The sequence below is a fragment of the Aurantiacibacter rhizosphaerae genome, assembly GCF_009807005.1.
In the GTDB taxonomy this organism is placed as follows: domain Bacteria; phylum Pseudomonadota; class Alphaproteobacteria; order Sphingomonadales; family Sphingomonadaceae; genus Alteraurantiacibacter; species Alteraurantiacibacter rhizosphaerae.
In genome coordinates, this window is sequence record NZ_WUBR01000001.1 from 812,343 (window position 1) to 827,978 (window position 15,636).

Consider the following 15,636-nt stretch of genomic DNA (forward strand, 5'->3'; position numbering starts at 1 on the left):
GGGACTTTCATGAAACGCTGGTTGGCCATTCCGCTGTGGCAGCGGGTTCTCGTTGCACTGGCGTTGGGCATCATTGCCGGGCGCATGTGGGGACCGGGTGCGGAAAGCATCAAGATTATCGGCGATATCTTCGTCGCCTTCATCAAGATGCTGGTGGTGCCGCTGATCTTCTTCAGCCTTGTGGCGGGCGTTGCCAGTATCGGCGATATCCGCAAGCTTGGCCGCATTGGCTGGCGCGCGTTGCTGCTGTTCGTGGTGACGGGCCAGATCGCCGTCTGGCTGGGCCTGTTCCTGGGTACGGTGATCGCGCCGGGCGCCGGCGTCGATACGTCCTCCATCCAGATGGGCGCCGTGCCGGAACCGAACGAGACCACCTGGCGGGACATGCTGCTGGGCATGGTGCCGCAAAGTCCGGTTCAGGTGATGGCAGACGTTAACGTGCTGCCGCTGATCATCTTCTCCCTGTTGCTGGGCATCGGCATCCTGATGGCCAAGGAAGAAGGCGAGCCGGTTCTCAAAATTTTCGATAGTGGCGCTGTCGTGATGCAGAAGGTGACGATGGTGGTGATGGAGCTTACCCCCTTCGGCGTCTTCGCGCTGATGGCGTGGGTGGCGGGAACGCTGGGTTTCGATGCGCTGGCCGCATTGGGCAAGCTGGTGTTCTTGAATTACCTTGGCTGCCTGCTGATCATCTTCGTGGTTTATGCAGCGATGATAAAGTTCATCGCGCGCCTGCCCGTGGGCGATTTCTTCCGCGGCATCGTGGATGCCATCGCGGTGAGCTATTCCACGGCCAGTTCCAACGCGACGCTGCCCGTTACCCTGCGCTGTGCAGAGCGGAACCTCGGCATCAGCAATTCGGTGGCCAGCTTCGTGATCTCGCTGGGCGCCACGATCAACATGAACGGCACGGCGATGTATCTGGGCCTTGCCACGCTGTTCGGCGCGCAGATCTTCGGCGTGGATCTGAGCTGGGGCGACTATTTCCTCATCTCCATCCTCGGCACTCTGGGCGCTGTCGGCGCGGCGGGCATTCCGGGTGCGGGCCTGATCATGATGGCGCTGGTGTTCGGTGCAGTCGGCGTTCCGCTGGAAACCATCGCCTTTGTCGCGGGCGTGGACCGGATCATGGACATGATGCGCACCACCACCAATGTTTCTGGCGATGCGGCCGTTGCCACGACCGTGGCCAGCCTGACGGGCGAGATCGATAAGGCGGAGATGATCAGCGCAGACGATGTCTGACCCGGCAAGGCCCGGCGCAACCGCGAATTAACCATTCCGCTGTTACGCGTGGCGGGTATGGATAGCCGCATCTTTCTTGGCCTGTTTCTGGCCGCGCATATGCTGCTGGCTGCGGCCACGCCTGTCTCGGGTTATGCGGAGGCACTGCGCGCGGTGTATCTGCAATCGCTGCTGCTGGTGTGGCTGGTGCTGATCGCGCTTGTCATCCTGTTTGTGCAGGTGGCGATGAAGCGGGTAGAAAGCCCCACCAAGGTTATGGTGCGCGTGCTGCGATCCCGCCGCAAGCGATATATCGAGGGGGCGGTGTTCCTGGTGGCGCTGGCCACGATGATGCAGGTCTATATGATCCTGAAGGTCGCCATTCCGCAGATCGTGCCTTTCTATGCCGATCCCATGCTGGCCGATCTGGACTCCGCGTTGTTCGGGCAGGACCCGTGGCGCATCACGCATGCCATTTTCGGGCCGGCGGCCACGCGCTTTCTTGACTGGTTCTACGTTACGCCCTGCCTGATCGTGACTGCCACGATGACGCTGTGGGCCTGTTTCGCGAAAGACCGCGCCTTCAGCCGCAGGTCTGTGCTGGCGATCACCATGTGCTGGTTCATCATCGGCAATTGGGCGGCACTGTCGCTATCGTCTGCCGGGCCGATCTACATGGATCACTTCTATGGCGACGCGCGCTTTGCAGATTTGCTGGCCGTTCTGCCGCCAGACCTGACGGCCACGCAGACGCAGGCCTATTTGCTGGAGAATTTCAGTGCGCCCGGCTTCGGCAAGGGGATCAGCGCCATGCCATCCATGCACAATGCGCTGTACCTGCTTTTGCTCTGGATGGTGTACGATCGTTTCGGCAATGGCTGGCAATTGTGGCTGGCCATCGCGTTCGAGGCGACCGTGTTCGTCGCCTCCGTCCACCTCGGCTGGCACTATGCGCTGGATGCGGTGGTGGCCGCCATGCTGGTGGCGCCCATCTGGTATGTGGCGGGCCGCGTCGAAAGCTGGCGCCTGCCGCGCCTTGCACTGCCGCTGGGCAATAGACTGGGCAACAGGCCCGCTAGCGCCCCTTCGGTTTCTCCGTAACTTTCTTCCGAAAGCTGCACAGGTCCACCACGTTGCAGCGCCAGCATTCGGGCGTGCGCGCCTTGCAGGTGTATCTGCCGTGCAGGATCAGCCAGTGGTGGGCATGCAGGCGGAAGGGCTGGGGCACTCGGCGTTCCAGCTTCGCCTCCACCTGCTCAGGCGTCTTCCCCTTGGCGAGCCCGGTGCGATTGCCCACGCGCAGGATATGCGTGTCCACCGCGAAAGTCTCTTGCCTGAACCAGCAGTTCAGCACCACGTTCGCCGTCTTGCGGCCCACGCCGGGCAGGCGCACCAGATCCTCGCGCGTATCGGGGACTTCCCCCCCATATTCGTCGACCAGAAGCTGGCTCAGCGCGATCACGTTCTTGGCCTTTGAATTGAACAGGCCGATGGTCTTGATATGCTCCACCAACGCATCGTGCCCCAGATCCAGCATCTGCTGCGGCGTTTCCACGTTGGCGAACAGCGCGCGGGTGGCCTTGTTTACGCCCACATCGGTCGCCTGCGCAGATAGTGCCACGGCCACCACCAGCTGGTAGGCATTGCCATATTCCAGCTCCGTCTCCGGTTCCGGATTGTCCTCCGCCATGCGGCGGAAGAATTCGAAGATCTGGTCCTTAGTCATCGGATAGTTTGATCCTGAGGGGCCTACTCCAGCCCCAGCACGTCATTCATCGTATAGCGCCTCGGCGGCTTGCCGATCAGCCAGCTCGCCCCTTTAACCGCGCCGCGCGCGAAGATGCTGCGGTTCTCGGCTGTGTGGCTTAGCGTGATGCGCTCCTGCTCTCCGGCGAAGATGACGGAGTGATCGCCTGCCACCGTGCCCCCGCGCAGGGCGGCAAAGCCGATGGCGCCCTCTGCCCGCTGGCCGGTGTGGCCGTCGCGCCCGCTCTCGCTGTTTTCGCCCAGCGTGATGCCGCGCGCTTGCGCCGCTGCCTCGCCCAGCAGCAGGGCGGTGCCCGATGGCGCATCCACCTTCATGCGGTGGTGCATTTCCAGCACCTCTATATCCCAGTCCGTGCCCAGCCGTGCAGCAGCTTCCTTCACCAGATGGGCCAGCAGGGTTACGCCCAGCGACGTGTTGCCGGTTTGCAGGACAGGAATCGCACCTGCCGCATTGTCCAGCGCGGCGGAGTGGCTTTCATCCAGCCCCGTGGTGCCGATCAGGATCGGGATGCCCGCGCCGATGGCGGCGTGAAGATTATCCTTCAGCGCGCCGGGGGAGGAGAAATCCACCAGCGCATCGCTGGCATTGGCCAGGGCTTCAGGGTTCTCTCCCTTGTCCACCCCGCCGGAACATTCATGCTTCCCATCTGCAAGCACGGCGGCAATCGCCTGTCCCATGCGCCCTTGGCTGCCGATGATTCCGATACGTGCCATTGCCACTCCTGTCTGTCCCACGGTCCATGCGCGGGGATGTCTCGACCCTGCCGCTTCGTGACTTGAGGGTTTTTCTCAGCCTGCCGCTTCGCTATTTGGGGCTAATGCGCAACAACAGCAACATTCGCAACATCGTGATCCTGACCGGGGCCGGGATATCCGCCGAAAGCGGGTTGAAAACCTTCCGGGCAGAGGACGGCCTGTGGGAAAACCACCCGGTGGAACAGGTGGCAACGCCCGAAGGCTTTGCCCGCGATCCCGACCTGGTTCAGCGGTTTTACGACGAACGCCGCGCGCAGGTGCGGGCCGCGAAGCCCAATGCCGCGCATCAGGCGCTGGGGCGGCTGGACCGGGAGTTTTCCGGCGACCTGCTGATCGTCACGCAAAATATCGACGATTTGCATGAACGTGGCGGGGCAAGCCGCGTGCTGCACATGCATGGCGAATCCCTGTCTGCATGGTGTCAGGCCTGCGATGCCCGCCATCGTTGGGACGGCACCTTGCGCGATGGGCCTGCCTGCCCGTCCTGCGGAGAAGCGGCGATGCGGCCCGATATCGTGTGGTTTGGCGAAATGCCCTATCAGATGGATCGTATCTTCGATGCGCTGGCGGATGCGGACCTGTTCGTGTCCATCGGCACGTCGGGCGCGGTCTATCCCGCGGCAGGCTTCGTGCAGCAGGCCAGCGCGAACGGCGCGCGCACGCTGGAGCTCAATCTGGAAGAGAGCATGGGCAGCAGCAATTTCGATGAAACGCGGCTTGGCGCGGCCAGTGAACTGGTGCCCGAATGGGTGGATGAAGTGTTGAAGGCCTGACGCCTGACTGAAAGGAGGCTGCCGACACATCGCCGGCAGCCTCGCGTTTTGTCAGTCCATCATCATCTTGATTTCGCGGGTCAGGTACACGCCCTGTATCTCGCGAATTTCATTGTAGATATTCACCACAGTCTCGTTCGAATTGTCCATGTTCGCCTCACCCCAGGCTTCCATGAACGCATCATACCGCTCCCTTGAGGGTTGCAGGTTCTGCCCCGGGAATTCGATCACCAGCAGAAGGTGAAAATCGCCGCTGCTGGGCGCCATGTTGGAATATATCCCGTAATCGGTGACATATCCCAGCCCCTTGGCCACCTCATTGCTGGCTACCCACGTCTGGCGCAGGCCTTCCAAATATGTGTCGAGCTGGCCCGGATCCACGCGGATGGTGGTCATCTCCACCACCGTATCCGAATATTCGTAGTCCTCGTACTCGCTCAACTGTGCGACAGCAGGCGAAGAAACGGTGGCCATCGCGAATGCGGCGGCGAGGCTGGCAAACAGAAATTTAGACATTGTTGTCCCCCTGGTGAACTCGGCCCGCCGGAATGGCGGCCCCTTTCACAAAAGGACGAGCGACCCATGCAACCCCACTGCTAGAATCGCCCTTCTGTACTCTGGAACCTCTGCCACATAGCCGCGCGAGTCAATCGCGGTGCGCGTCAGACCCCGGCGTCAGCCACATCCGCTACACGCCGGATCTTTCACGATGTTCAGCGTGCGCATGCCGGGCTTGATCCCGTCCATCAGGTGCAGCTTGCCCCACTGCGGATCGCCCATGCCGCCTGTTGCGTGCACCAAGATGCGGATCGCCTGCATGGCAGCAAAGGTGCCAACCCAGCCAACCATCGCGCCCAGCACGCCATCCTCCGCGCAGGTGTCGCAATCTTCGGCATCGAAGGCATCGCCCACGAAGCAGCGATAGCAGGGCTGCCCGTCGCGGTGGCCGGCAAAGGCGCCCACCTGTCCCTGGAAACGCCCCACGGCGGCAGACAGCAGCGGTACGCCCGCCGCGACGCAGGCGTCCGACACGGTGAGGCGGGTGGCGAAATTGTCCGTTCCGTCGATCACCAGATCCGCGCCGTCGATAATCGCGCGGACATTATCCGGCGCAATGCGACGGTCATGGATCGTCACGTCCAGCTTCTCGTCAAAATTGGCGAGCCAGCGGCGCGCGGAGACGGCCTTGCCATGGCCAATGTCGCGGGTGGTGTAAATCGTCTGGCGTTGCAGATTGCTGGCCGAGACCTTGTCATCATCCACCAGCGTCAGCTTGCCGATGCCGGCACCCGCCAGATATTGCAGCGCCGGTGCGCCGATCCCGCCAAGCCCCAGCAGCACCACATGCGCGCGCGAAATCGCTGCCTGTCCCGCGCCGCCGATTTCGGGCAGCACGATGTGGCGCGCAAAACGGTCCAGCCGTTCTTCGGAAAGGGGGTGGGGGGCGTCGCTCATGGCACAGGGCTGTTGGCACGCTGTAGAGCGGCTGTCGATATGTGGTGGAAAATCCTCCCCGTCCGCAGCGCGAACAGGGAGGATATTTCAGTCAGCTTTCCAGCTGGCGCAGCAGGCTGCGCACATCGCCATCCATATCGGCATCGCGCTGGCGCAGGTCTTCGATCAGGCGCACGGCGTGGATCACGGTGGAGTGATCGCGGCCACCGAACTTGCGGCCGATTTCGGGATAGCTGCGCGGGGTCAGCACCTTGGCGAGATACATCGCCACCTGGCGCGGACGCACCACGGCGCGGGCGCGGCGCTTGCTGCTCATCTCGCTGCGATCGATGCGATAGAACTGGCAGACCGTGCGCTGAATCTCGTCAATGGTGATGCGGCGGCGGTTGGCGGACAGGATATCGGTCAGCTGTTCCTCTGCCAGTTGCAGCGACACTTCCTGCCCGGTCAGCTGGGCATAGGCGATCAGCTTGTTCAGGCCGCCCACCAGTTCACGCACATTGCGCGACACGGTGCGGGCGAGGAAATCGATCACGTCGCCCGGCACTTCCAGCGGGGCAAACTTGGTCAGCTTGCTTTCCAGGATCGCGCGGCGCAGTTCGATATCGGCGGGCTGAATGTCGGCAACCAGGCCCATGGACAGGCGGCTGAGCAGGCGCGGCTCCACCCCGTCCAGCGCCTGAGGTGCGCGGTCGGCGGCGAACACCAGGCGCTTGCCCTCGTTCAGCAGCGCATCGATCGTGTAGAGAAGTTCTTCCTGCGCCGATGCCTTGCCGATGATGAACTGGATATCGTCCACCAGCAGCAGATCGAAGCCGCGCAGCCGCGCCTTGAACTCGATCATCTCGTTCGATTTCAGCGCCTGCACGAATTCCACCATGAACCGCTCTGCAGAGCAGTAGAAGATGCGGGCGCGCGGATGCGTTTGCAGATAGGAATGGCCGATGGCGTGCAGCAGGTGCGTCTTGCCCTGGCCGGTGGCGGCTTTCAGGTAGAGCGGGCTGAACTGCGGCTTCTCCGCCTTGGCCATACGCTCTGCCGCGTTCTTGGCCAGGATATTGGTGCTGCCGGTGACGAAGGACGCAAAGGTCTGCGAGGGATCGAGGCCGACGCTGGCGGTGAAGCCATCATCGCCGATGGATTCCATCGCCAGGCTGGCATCATTGGCGGCGCGGTGGCCAAAGCCATCCTGTCCGCGCAGGTCAAGATCGGCGATCTTGCGGCGGCCGGGATGCACCTTGATGGAAATGTGGCGCACGTCGCTGCTGGCGATCTTCCAGGCAAGGGACAGGCGATCGTGATAGCGATCTTCCACCCAAGTGGCGGAAAACTCGGTAGGCAGGAACAGGTCCAGCGTGCCGGTATCATGGTCAAGCTTGCCCAGCTGGATCGGCTTGATCCACTGCGTGAAGAGCTGATGGCCCAGATCCTTGCGCAGGCCCTGGCTGATGTCAGCCCAGTCCGCTGCAAGGTCGATCGCTTCGCGCTCTTCCATATTGTCTTCTGCACCCTCTTGTTTAGCCGATTGATCGCGCCCGCCGTGCGGTCCTCTACGAATCATTTCAAGTACGTCCCATCCCTGTTTATCGGCCTGCCCGAATGGTCCCGGTCATGAATATGCCAGAGACAAAGCTTCCCCCATCGGTGCCCACCTGCCGTGTGCATCGATCCAACGGTTGAAAACTCGATTGTTGATGGCTGCGACGGTTCCTGTCGCTGCCGTGATCCTGTTATGAACCCTTGCGGGGGAACCTCAAGACCGGGCTGTCAAATTTATTTAAAAAATGCGGATTGACAGTCCGCTGACCCGCAGACTTGCATTCAAATAACTGAAAACCCTAGGTTTTTATGTGACAGTCTTGCGAATCGCGGGTTTTCCTAGAGTTAACTACAAGCCCGCGCGATGCCTGTTGCACATGCGAAAAGGGCCGGTGGAAAAACCACCGGCCCCTTGGAACTTCTGTTCCGATTTCGTTCTGCTGAAACCGCTCGCCAGGCCCGAATCGGGCAGCGGCGCGGCGTCGAATCAGAGTGCCGAAACGCGCTTGCTCAGACGGCTCATCTTGCGAGCAGCGGTGTTCTTGTGAAGCACACCCTTGGCAACGCCGCGGGCGATTTCCGGCTGCGCATTCTTCAGCGCGGTCTGGGCATCGTCCTTGTTGCCTTCGGTGCAGGCCACTTCGACCTTCTTGATCAGGCCGCGGATACGGCTCTTGCGCGCGCCGTTGATTTCGGCGCGCGTGTTGTTGCGACGGATGCGCTTCTTGGATTGCAGCGTATTGGCCATGTCTCGGTTCTGTCTCGCGTTCTGCTATGGCCACCTGTGGGCGACCTGATGTTAATTGGTTGTGCTCGAAAAAACACGGATGCGCGGGACTCGGTCCTAGCGCCGGAAAGCGCGCCACATAGTGTGCGCGGGGCTTCCGGTCAAGGATTCGCTGAGTTCCGGCACCTAGCTCTGGCAGTTGTTGCAGAACCACGTGCTGCGCCCGCCCTGTACGATACGTCTTATATGGCCATTACCGCAGGTAAGACAAGGCTCTCCCTCCCGGCCATAGACGAGGAAGCGCGTGGCAAAGTAGCCCAGCTCTCCATCGGGGGCGGCGTAATCGCGCAGGGTGGAGCCGCCATCGCGAATCGATTGTTCCAGCACTTCCTTGATGGCGGGCACCAGTCGCTCCAGCGCGGGGCGGTACACGCGCCCGCCTGCCTTGCGCGGATGGATGCCCGCTCGGTGCAGCGCCTCGCACACGTATATATTGCCAAGGCCGGCCACCACGTGCTGATCCAGCAGCAGCAGCTTGATCGCCTGCTTGCGTCCCTTGATGGCGGCGCGCAGGTGGCTGACGGTTAGATCATCGCCCAGCGGTTCCGGCCCCATCGCGGCAAAGGCGGGCCATGTGGCCAGCGCGTTCGTTTCCACCAGGTCGACATAGCCGAAGCGGCGCGGATCGTTCAGGGCGAAGCGGTGGCCCGCCGCTTCCAGCAGCAGGTGATCGTGCTTGTCCGGCGTTTCGGGATCGATGCGCCAGCGCCCGCTCATGCCGAGGTGAAAGATCATGGTCTGCGCGCGGTCGGTATCGATCAGCCCGTATTTGGCGCGGCGGCCAAGTCCGGTGATCGTCGCCCCCGTCAGCGACTGGCCCAATCCATCGGGAAAGGGGAAGCGCATATCGGGGCGGCCCAGCACCACGCGCGTGATCTGCGCACCATCCAGATAGCGCGCCAATCCGCGCACGGTTGTTTCGACTTCGGGAAGTTCGGGCATGACACAGCTTTTAACACCCTTTGCGCTGGGCACAATTGCCCCTAAGTGGGCAGCCATGAACCACCCAACAAACGATACCGTCTCCTTCGGTTACGAAGACATCGCCCCGGATGAGAAAACGCAGCGCGTGGGCGCGGTCTTCTCCAATGTCGCGCGCAAGTACGACATTATGAACGATGCGATGTCGGGCGGGATGCACCGTTTGTGGAAGGACCAGTTCGTGCGCCGGGTAAAGCCGCAGCCGGGCGAGGCTATCCTCGATATGGCGGGCGGCACGGGCGACATTGCCTTTCGCATGGCCAAGAAGGGCGCGGAGATCGTGGTGGCCGATATCAACCAGGATATGCTGGACGTCGGCATCGAACGCGCGATGGATCGCGGTATCGATGGCCTGAGCTGGTCCTGCCAGAATGCCGAGACGCTGAGCTATCCCGATCGCCAGTTCGATGCCTACACCATCGTGTTCGGCATTCGTAACGTCACCCATATCGACAAGGCATTGGCAGAGGCGCACCGCGTGCTGAAATATGGCGGGCGCTTCTATTGCATGGAATTCAGCACCACCGAATGGCCGGGCTTCAAGGAAGTTTACGACGCCTATTCGCACAAGCTGATGCCGCAAATCGGCAAGGCCATCGCCAATGACGAGGAAAGCTATCGCTACCTCGCCGAATCGATCCGCCGCTTCCCCAAGCCGCCGGAGTTCGAGGCGATGATCAAGGATGCAGGCTTTGTCCGCACGCGGGTGGAGAAGATCCTGGGCGGCGCTGTGAACATCCATTCGGGCTGGAAAGTCTGACCGGGTGACACGGCCTGCAACGCATATCTGGCGGCTCTTTACCTGGGGCCGCACGCTGGCGCGCCACCGTGCACTGCTGGGGATCGAGAACGATCCGAACACGCCGCTGCCGGTAAAGACGCTGGCGAAATATGCTCGCTGGTCCACCTTCACCGGCAAGACCGGGGAGCCCGATTACGCCACCGCCTTCCGCGAAATCGGCCCTGCCGCCATCAAGCTGGGGCAGACGCTGGCGACCCGGCCCGATCTGGTGGGAGACGAGGCGGCAAAGAACCTGCTCAGCCTGCAGGACAGCCTGCCGCCTGTACCCTTTGCGGCAATCCGCAAGCAGATAGAGGACAGTTTCGAGCGCCCGCTGGAAGATATTTTTGCCGAGGTCGATCCAGATCCCGTTGGCGCTGCCTCCATCGCGCAGGTCCACAAGGGCGTGACGACCGAGGGGCGCACCGTCGCCATCAAGGTGCTGCGCCCCGGCATCCGCGAAAAGTTTGAGCGCGACATCACCACCTATGAATGGGCCGCGGCCCATCTGGAAGGCATGGGCGGAGAAGCCCGCCGCCTGCGCCCGCGCCTCACCATTGCCAATTTCAAGCGTTGGACCAATTCGGAGCTGGATTTCCGCCGGGAGGCCGCCAGCGCATCCGAACTGGCGGACGAGATGCGCGGCGTGGAACGCTACGCCATCCCCGCGATCGATTGGGACCGCACCAATGGCCGCGTGCTGACGATCGAATGGATCGACGGGGTGAAGATCAGCAACATGGAAGCGCTGATCGAAGGTGGGCAGGACCTGCCCGATCTTGCGCGGCGGCTGGTGCTGGCCTTCCTGACGCAGGCGATCAGCGGCGGTTTCTTCCACGCCGACATGCACCAGGGCAATCTGTTCGTGAAAGCCGACGGCACCATCGTTGCCATCGATTTCGGCATCATGGGCCGGATAGACCGGCGCGCGCGGCAATGGCTGGCGGAAATTCTCTACGGCCTGATCACCGGCAATTACAAACGCGTGGCCGAGATCCATTTCGAGGCGCAATATGTGCCGAGCTATCACTCGGTAGAAGAATTCGCCACCGCCCTGCGCGCCGTGGGGGAGCCGATGCGCGGCAAGCCGGTGAGCGAGCTTTCCGTCGGCCAGATGCTGGACGGTCTGTTCGCCATCACCCGCGATTTCGACATGCAGACCCAGCCGCACCTCTTGTTGCTGCAAAAGACCATGGTGATGGTGGAAGGTATCGCCACCCAGCTCGATCCGCAGATCAACATGTGGGATGTTTCCGCACCCTTCGTGCGCAGCTGGATCCGCGACGAGCTTGGCCCCGAAGCGGCCATTGCCGACCGTATCCGGACCGATGTGGACACCTTGCTGCGCATCCCCGATCTCGTGCGTCGCATAGAGGATCGCTTCCCCGCAAAGGGCGGCGCGCCCGAAGCGCCGCCCCTGCCAGACATCGAACTGGTGTGGGAACGCAAGGAGCGGCAGGGTCGCGGCTGGCTGGGTTATATCGTGGCTGCCGCCGTGGGCGGGCTGGCCGTATGGGGCGCGATGCTGGCGGACCTGATCGGCTAAGGTTTGGGGAAACCGCCGTCCCCCGCTTGAGCCCGGCACGATCCCGGTCCAGACAATCGCCATGACCAATCCGCTTCACTGGTGGGACAGCCTTGGAAGGCCACTTGCGCGCCTGCCGCGCTGGGCTGCGGCGGCGGCACTGGCAGTGCTGGCGGCGCTGATGGTGTGGAGCGCCCTCGCTGCTGCGCCCGATCAGCAAGCGCAGCCAGCGCAGGTGGAGGCCAAGGCCGACCCTGCGGATGGCGATCTGGCCCTTTACGCGCGCATTTCCCAGCGTGTCGCAGCGGGAGAGCCGTATCACGCTGTCGCCATGGAGGAGCAGCGCGCGGCGGACTATCCCACGCGGCCCTTCGTCACCGTGCGCCTCCCAACGCTCGCATGGCTGCACGCTGCCATCGGCGTGGGCGGTGTCAGGATGCTGTGCGCGGCGCTGTTGCTGGCCTGCCTGTTCGGGTTGCATCAGCGCATCCCGCATGGACTGGCACCGGCAGAGCGGGTGGGTGCGATTGTCATGCTGGCGCTGGGCGGGGCGGCCGTGGCGGCTCCGCTATCGGGACTGGTGCATGAGGTGCTGGCGGGCCTGCTGCTGACGCTGGCTTTCGTGTTCTACACACCGTCGCGCTGGTGGCCCAGCCTGCTGGCCGCGGCCCTTGCGATTGCCGTGCGAGAGATTGCCGTGGTTTTCGTGCTGTTGTGGCTGGCCTTTGCCATTGTGGCGCGCCGCTGGGGCGAGGTTACGGCGCTGCTGGGATTGCTGCTGGTGTTTGCTGGCGGCATGGCCCTGCATTATCACTTCGTCGAAATGCGGCGCATGCTGGGCGATCCCGCATCGCAAGGGTGGGACGGTATGGCGGGCCTCTCCCTGCCGCTGGTGGCATTGTCGCGCCTTTCCGCCCTGCTGATTTTGCCTGCCGCGCTGGCCGTGCCGCTGGCGATCCTGCCCCTGCTCGGCTGGCTGGGGCTGGGCGGGCGCATGGGACTGTTCGCAGCACTGTGGTTTGCGGGTTTCTTCACCGGCATGGCGCTGTTCGCCCGGCCGGAAAATTTCTATTGGGCGCAGCTGACCCTGCCTGCCTACATCGCGGGCATGGCATTTGTCCCGCGCGCAATTATCGAATTAATCCAAATAAGTTTTGGCCAAAGCGCAAGGCAACCTTAACCAAGATTTGCCAAGACGCCCGCTTGGACTATTAGCGGGCGTTGAAACCGATGCTTGAGCAGCGGATTGATGGTTTGGAACAGGAGGGACAGTCGACCAGTCCTAGAATCCTGCTTGTGGTGGGCGGCGGTATCGCTGCCTACAAGTCGTGCGAACTTGTCCGCCTGATTGCAAAGGGCGGGGGAGAGACGAACTGCGTCCTCACCAATGGAGGCGCGCAATTCGTCACGCCCATGGCGCTGGCCGCGCTTTCCGGAAACCAGGTCCATACCTCGCTGTGGGATCTGAAGAACGAGGCCGAGATCGGCCATATCCAGCTTTCGCGAGAGGCCGATCTGGTGGTGGTATGCCCCGCCACGGCAGACCTGCTGGCAAAGATGAATGCGGGCATTGCCGATGATCTGGCCACCACGCTGATCTTGGCGACGGACAAGCCGGTGCTGACCGTGCCTGCCATGAACGTGAAGATGTGGGAGCATCCCGCAACCCAGCGCAATATCGAGAACCTGCGCGAATCCGGGGTGCGCGTGATGACGCCCGATGAAGGCGCGATGGCCTGCGGCGAATTCGGCCCTGGTCGCCTGCCCGAACCTGAGATGGTGTGGCTGGAAATCGCCGATATGCTGGGCCTCGATCCTGGCATTGCCGGACAGGATATCGAGGAATATCTGCGCGCTGTGGAAGCGGGCGCGGAAGAAGAAGATTACGAAGACAGCGATCTTGGCAATGATCATCCCGGTGGCCTTGCCGGAATGCTTGCCAGCATCATCCCGCGCTCCAACCCGCGCCCGATCGCAGATGACGAGGTCACCTTCGATGGCGAACCTGTTGAGGGTGAGTTTGACGAAGGAGAGCTGGAGGGCGAGGCTGCATATAGTGAAGGGCCGGATCTGCCGGAGCCTGACTATACCGGTGTCGAACATCTGATGGCGACGAAGGGCAAGGCCAAGGCCGCGCCCCCGACAGACCGCGAGGCGATCAACCACGAGGTGAATGCGCGCCAGGAAGCGCCGCAACCGTTTGAAGGGGAGGAGGCCGCGGCCCCGGTCAACCCGCTAGAGCCGGGCCATGTTCAATCGCCCGAACTCGATCCCATCGATACGTTCGATCCGCTGGCAGGCCAGCCCGCCTTCGAGGACGATATCGAGCACCGCCCGCTGTACGGGAAACATATCCTCGTCACCGCCGGGCCCACGCATGAGCCGATCGATCCCGTGCGCTATCTGGCCAACCGCTCCAGCGGCAAGCAGGGCTTTGCCATTGCGGCGGCTGCTGCGGCGGCTGGCGCAAGGGTGACGCTGGTGGCTGGCCCCGTTCACCTGCGCACGCCGCTGGGGGTGGAGCGTATTGACGTGGAAAGCGCCGAAGACATGGCCCGCGCCGTGCGCGAAGCCTTGCCGGTGGATGCTGCCGTGATGGTGGCGGCCGTCGCCGACTGGCGCACGAAGGACTACAACGACATCAAGATCAAGAAGCGCGGCGCCGCACCGCCTGCGCTGGTGCTGGCCGAAAACCCCGACATCCTTGCCAGCGTGGCCGCCAATCCAAAGCGCCCCGATCTGCTGATCGGCTTTGCCGCCGAAACCAATGATGTGGTCGACAACGCCCGCAAGAAGCGCAAGAGCAAGGGCGTGGACTGGATCGTCGCCAACGATGTGTCGGGCGAAGTGATGGGCGGCGATGATAACCAGGTCCACCTTGTGAAAGAGGGCAAGGTGGAACATTGGGACCCGATGACGAAACAGGACGTGGCCACCAAGCTGGTGGAAGAAATTGCAGAGAAGCTTACCGCCGATGACAGATAATGCGCACAGCCGCATTCCCGTGCAGCTGAAACGCCTGCCCCACGGGCACGGGCTGGCCCTGCCTGCCTACGCCACGCAGGGCGCGGCCGGCATGGATGTGGTGGCAGCGGAGAATATCACGCTGCGTCCCGGCTCTCGCCACGCGGTGGCCACCGGGTTCGCCGTGGCAATTCCTGAAGGGTATGAGATACAGGTTCGCCCCCGGTCCGGCCTTGCGCTCAAACACGGCATCACCGTTCCCAACACGCCCGGCACGATAGACAGCGATTATCGCGGCGAGGTGAAGGTGATCATGATCAACCTTTCGGACGACAATTTCCCCATCCAGCGAGGGGACCGGATTGCCCAGCTGGTGCTGGCCCCGGTGACGATCGCATCGTGGGACGAGGTGGAGGAGCTGGACGAGACAGCGCGCGGCGCGGGCGGTTTCGGCTCTACCGGAGGGCACGGCGCGCTTTAGACAGCCTGCCTGCGGGCCTCTGTCCTGAAACACAGCGAGGCGGCCAGCCATAGGGCTGCAAACATGGCCAGGATGCCCCATTCCACCCCGTGTCCGGGCATTAGGTGCCGTGCAGCAAGGCCGAGCATAATTTGGCTGACCGCCAGCAAGCCCGTGATGATGGACATGGCCCTTGCGCGAAAGCGCAGCAGGGCGGCTGCGATGATCGCGATGAGAAGCGCCGCGAAGAAACCGGAATTGATCGCCGCGTCCTCATCCCCGATAATACCTACTGCCAGGTTGGACCAGACGGTGAAGAAACCGGCAAAGATGGCCAGCGCGAAGCCCAGCAGGTGTGGCCAGCTGCGCGCCAGCCGCAGGCCGCCTTCTGCGGCCAGCCCGGTGACCAGCAGCATGATCCCGGCAAAGGCGAAGTCCCTGCCTGTCCAATCCGCGCCTTGCCCGAATTGCATGGAAATGGCGGGCAAGGCCAGCAAGGCGGCGGCCGCGCTCCACCCGGCAATGCGCCAGCCTGCCAATCGGCGGTGAAGGGGGATGGGGTTTTCTGCCTGCATCATGATGGTGCATCCTGTAACTTTCATCTGGGACATGGAATGCAGGACC

Annotated in this window: 17 protein-coding genes; 8 read left to right on the top strand and 9 right to left on the bottom strand. The window is 62.8% G+C overall.

The window, feature by feature from the left end:
- The first annotated feature begins 9 nt into the window (after nucleotides 1-9).
- A complete protein-coding gene (locus tag GRF63_RS03820; protein WP_160484643.1) occupies nucleotides 10-1,245 on the top strand; it encodes a dicarboxylate/amino acid:cation symporter in 1,236 nt (411 codons plus the stop codon).
- On the opposite strand, the gene cas5 is transcribed toward GRF63_RS03820, so the two are convergent.
- Nucleotides 1,226-1,390, bottom strand: a complete 165-nt coding sequence (gene cas5, locus GRF63_RS16810; protein WP_160484644.1) for a CRISPR-associated protein Cas5 — start codon at nucleotides 1,388-1,390, stop codon at nucleotides 1,226-1,228. The genes GRF63_RS03820 and cas5 overlap by 20 nt on opposite strands.
- 248 nt (nucleotides 1,391-1,638) lie before the next feature.
- On the opposite strand from cas5, the gene GRF63_RS03830 reads away from it, so the two are divergent.
- Nucleotides 1,639-2,325, top strand: a complete 687-nt coding sequence (locus GRF63_RS03830) for a phosphatase PAP2 family protein (RefSeq protein WP_419865951.1) — start codon at nucleotides 1,639-1,641, stop codon at nucleotides 2,323-2,325.
- Here GRF63_RS03830 and nth read toward each other — a convergent pair.
- Together nth and dapB are read right to left on the bottom strand one after the other, a co-directional pair.
- Nucleotides 2,300-2,950, bottom strand: a complete 651-nt coding sequence (gene nth / locus GRF63_RS03835; RefSeq protein ID WP_160484646.1) for an endonuclease III — start codon at nucleotides 2,948-2,950, stop codon at nucleotides 2,300-2,302. The genes GRF63_RS03830 and nth overlap by 26 nt on opposite strands.
- 23 nt (nucleotides 2,951-2,973) lie before the next feature.
- On the bottom strand, nucleotides 2,974-3,705 hold the full coding sequence (gene dapB / locus GRF63_RS03840) for a 4-hydroxy-tetrahydrodipicolinate reductase (RefSeq protein ID WP_160484647.1): 732 nt from the start codon (nucleotides 3,703-3,705) through the stop codon (nucleotides 2,974-2,976).
- Nucleotides 3,706-3,809: 104 nt separating this feature from the next.
- Between dapB and GRF63_RS03845 the strand changes: the two genes are divergently transcribed.
- A complete protein-coding gene (locus GRF63_RS03845) occupies nucleotides 3,810-4,520 on the top strand; it encodes an NAD-dependent deacylase (RefSeq protein WP_160484648.1) in 711 nt (236 codons plus the stop codon).
- 51 nt (nucleotides 4,521-4,571) lie between these two features.
- On the opposite strand, the gene GRF63_RS03850 is transcribed toward GRF63_RS03845, so the two are convergent.
- From GRF63_RS03850 to mutM, 5 genes are all read right to left on the bottom strand, one after another.
- Nucleotides 4,572-5,036, bottom strand: coding sequence for a hypothetical protein (locus tag GRF63_RS03850; protein WP_160484649.1), 465 nt, complete (start codon nucleotides 5,034-5,036; stop codon nucleotides 4,572-4,574).
- A 159-nt stretch (nucleotides 5,037-5,195) separates the two neighbouring features.
- A complete protein-coding gene (locus GRF63_RS03855) occupies nucleotides 5,196-5,975 on the bottom strand; it encodes a HesA/MoeB/ThiF family protein (protein WP_160484650.1) in 780 nt (259 codons plus the stop codon).
- 91 nt (nucleotides 5,976-6,066) lie between these two features.
- A complete protein-coding gene (dnaA, locus tag GRF63_RS03860) occupies nucleotides 6,067-7,470 on the bottom strand; it encodes a chromosomal replication initiator protein DnaA (RefSeq protein WP_237392269.1) in 1,404 nt (467 codons plus the stop codon).
- Nucleotides 7,471-8,001: 531 nt separating this feature from the next.
- Entirely contained in the window at nucleotides 8,002-8,262 is a 261-nt protein-coding gene (rpsT, locus tag GRF63_RS03865; RefSeq protein WP_160484652.1) for a 30S ribosomal protein S20, read from the bottom strand.
- Nucleotides 8,263-8,427: 165 nt separating this feature from the next.
- Entirely contained in the window at nucleotides 8,428-9,243 is an 816-nt protein-coding gene (mutM, locus tag GRF63_RS03870; RefSeq protein ID WP_160484653.1) for a bifunctional DNA-formamidopyrimidine glycosylase/DNA-(apurinic or apyrimidinic site) lyase, read from the bottom strand.
- 55 nt (nucleotides 9,244-9,298) lie between these two features.
- On the opposite strand from mutM, the gene GRF63_RS03875 reads away from it, so the two are divergent.
- The 5 genes from GRF63_RS03875 to dut all read left to right on the top strand — a co-directional run bounded on the left by GRF63_RS03875 (nucleotide 9,299) and on the right by dut (nucleotide 15,033).
- On the top strand, nucleotides 9,299-10,042 hold the full coding sequence (locus tag GRF63_RS03875; RefSeq protein WP_160484654.1) for a class I SAM-dependent methyltransferase: 744 nt from the start codon (nucleotides 9,299-9,301) through the stop codon (nucleotides 10,040-10,042).
- 4 nt (nucleotides 10,043-10,046) lie between these two features.
- The gene (gene ubiB / locus GRF63_RS03880; protein ID WP_160484655.1) at nucleotides 10,047-11,609 is read left to right on the top strand and encodes a 2-polyprenylphenol 6-hydroxylase; all 1,563 of its coding nucleotides are present in this window, start codon (nucleotides 10,047-10,049) and stop codon (nucleotides 11,607-11,609) included.
- Nucleotides 11,610-11,670: 61 nt separating this feature from the next.
- Nucleotides 11,671-12,768 (top strand): hypothetical protein, encoded by a 1,098-nt coding sequence (locus tag GRF63_RS03885; RefSeq protein ID WP_160484656.1) that lies wholly within the window; start codon nucleotides 11,671-11,673, stop codon nucleotides 12,766-12,768.
- A 50-nt stretch (nucleotides 12,769-12,818) separates the two neighbouring features.
- Nucleotides 12,819-14,573, top strand: coding sequence for a bifunctional phosphopantothenoylcysteine decarboxylase/phosphopantothenate synthase (locus GRF63_RS03890; RefSeq protein ID WP_160485368.1), 1,755 nt, complete (start codon nucleotides 12,819-12,821; stop codon nucleotides 14,571-14,573).
- The gene (gene dut / locus GRF63_RS03895) at nucleotides 14,563-15,033 is read left to right on the top strand and encodes a dUTP diphosphatase (RefSeq protein ID WP_160484657.1); all 471 of its coding nucleotides are present in this window, start codon (nucleotides 14,563-14,565) and stop codon (nucleotides 15,031-15,033) included. The genes GRF63_RS03890 and dut overlap by 11 nt, the downstream gene beginning before the upstream one ends.
- Here dut and GRF63_RS03900 read toward each other — a convergent pair.
- The gene (locus tag GRF63_RS03900; protein WP_160484658.1) at nucleotides 15,030-15,623 is read right to left on the bottom strand and encodes a hypothetical protein; all 594 of its coding nucleotides are present in this window, start codon (nucleotides 15,621-15,623) and stop codon (nucleotides 15,030-15,032) included. The genes dut and GRF63_RS03900 overlap by 4 nt on opposite strands.
- Between the last annotated feature and the right edge of the window lie 13 nt (nucleotides 15,624-15,636).

Coding starts and splice junctions, on each gene's coding strand:
- GRF63_RS03820 (WP_160484643.1), top strand. CDS start 10: ATGAAACGCTGGTTGGCCATTCCGCTGTGGCAGCGGGTTCTCGTTGCA.
- GRF63_RS03830 (WP_419865951.1), top strand. CDS start 1,639: ATGCTGGCCGATCTGGACTCCGCGTTGTTCGGGCAGGACCCGTGGCGC.
- nth (WP_160484646.1), bottom strand. CDS start 2,950: ATGACTAAGGACCAGATCTTCGAATTCTTCCGCCGCATGGCGGAGGAC.
- dapB (WP_160484647.1), bottom strand. CDS start 3,705: ATGGCACGTATCGGAATCATCGGCAGCCAAGGGCGCATGGGACAGGCG.
- GRF63_RS03845 (WP_160484648.1), top strand. CDS start 3,810: ATGCGCAACAACAGCAACATTCGCAACATCGTGATCCTGACCGGGGCC.
- GRF63_RS03850 (WP_160484649.1), bottom strand. CDS start 5,036: ATGTCTAAATTTCTGTTTGCCAGCCTCGCCGCCGCATTCGCGATGGCC.
- GRF63_RS03855 (WP_160484650.1), bottom strand. CDS start 5,975: ATGAGCGACGCCCCCCACCCCCTTTCCGAAGAACGGCTGGACCGTTTT.
- dnaA (WP_237392269.1), bottom strand. CDS start 7,470: ATGGAAGAGCGCGAAGCGATCGACCTTGCAGCGGACTGGGCTGACATC.
- rpsT (WP_160484652.1), bottom strand. CDS start 8,262: ATGGCCAATACGCTGCAATCCAAGAAGCGCATCCGTCGCAACAACACG.
- mutM (WP_160484653.1), bottom strand. CDS start 9,243: ATGCCCGAACTTCCCGAAGTCGAAACAACCGTGCGCGGATTGGCGCGC.
- GRF63_RS03875 (WP_160484654.1), top strand. CDS start 9,299: ATGAACCACCCAACAAACGATACCGTCTCCTTCGGTTACGAAGACATC.
- GRF63_RS03885 (WP_160484656.1), top strand. CDS start 11,671: ATGACCAATCCGCTTCACTGGTGGGACAGCCTTGGAAGGCCACTTGCG.
- GRF63_RS03890 (WP_160485368.1), top strand. CDS start 12,819: ATGCTTGAGCAGCGGATTGATGGTTTGGAACAGGAGGGACAGTCGACC.
- dut (WP_160484657.1), top strand. CDS start 14,563: ATGACAGATAATGCGCACAGCCGCATTCCCGTGCAGCTGAAACGCCTG.
- GRF63_RS03900 (WP_160484658.1), bottom strand. CDS start 15,623: ATGTCCCAGATGAAAGTTACAGGATGCACCATCATGATGCAGGCAGAA.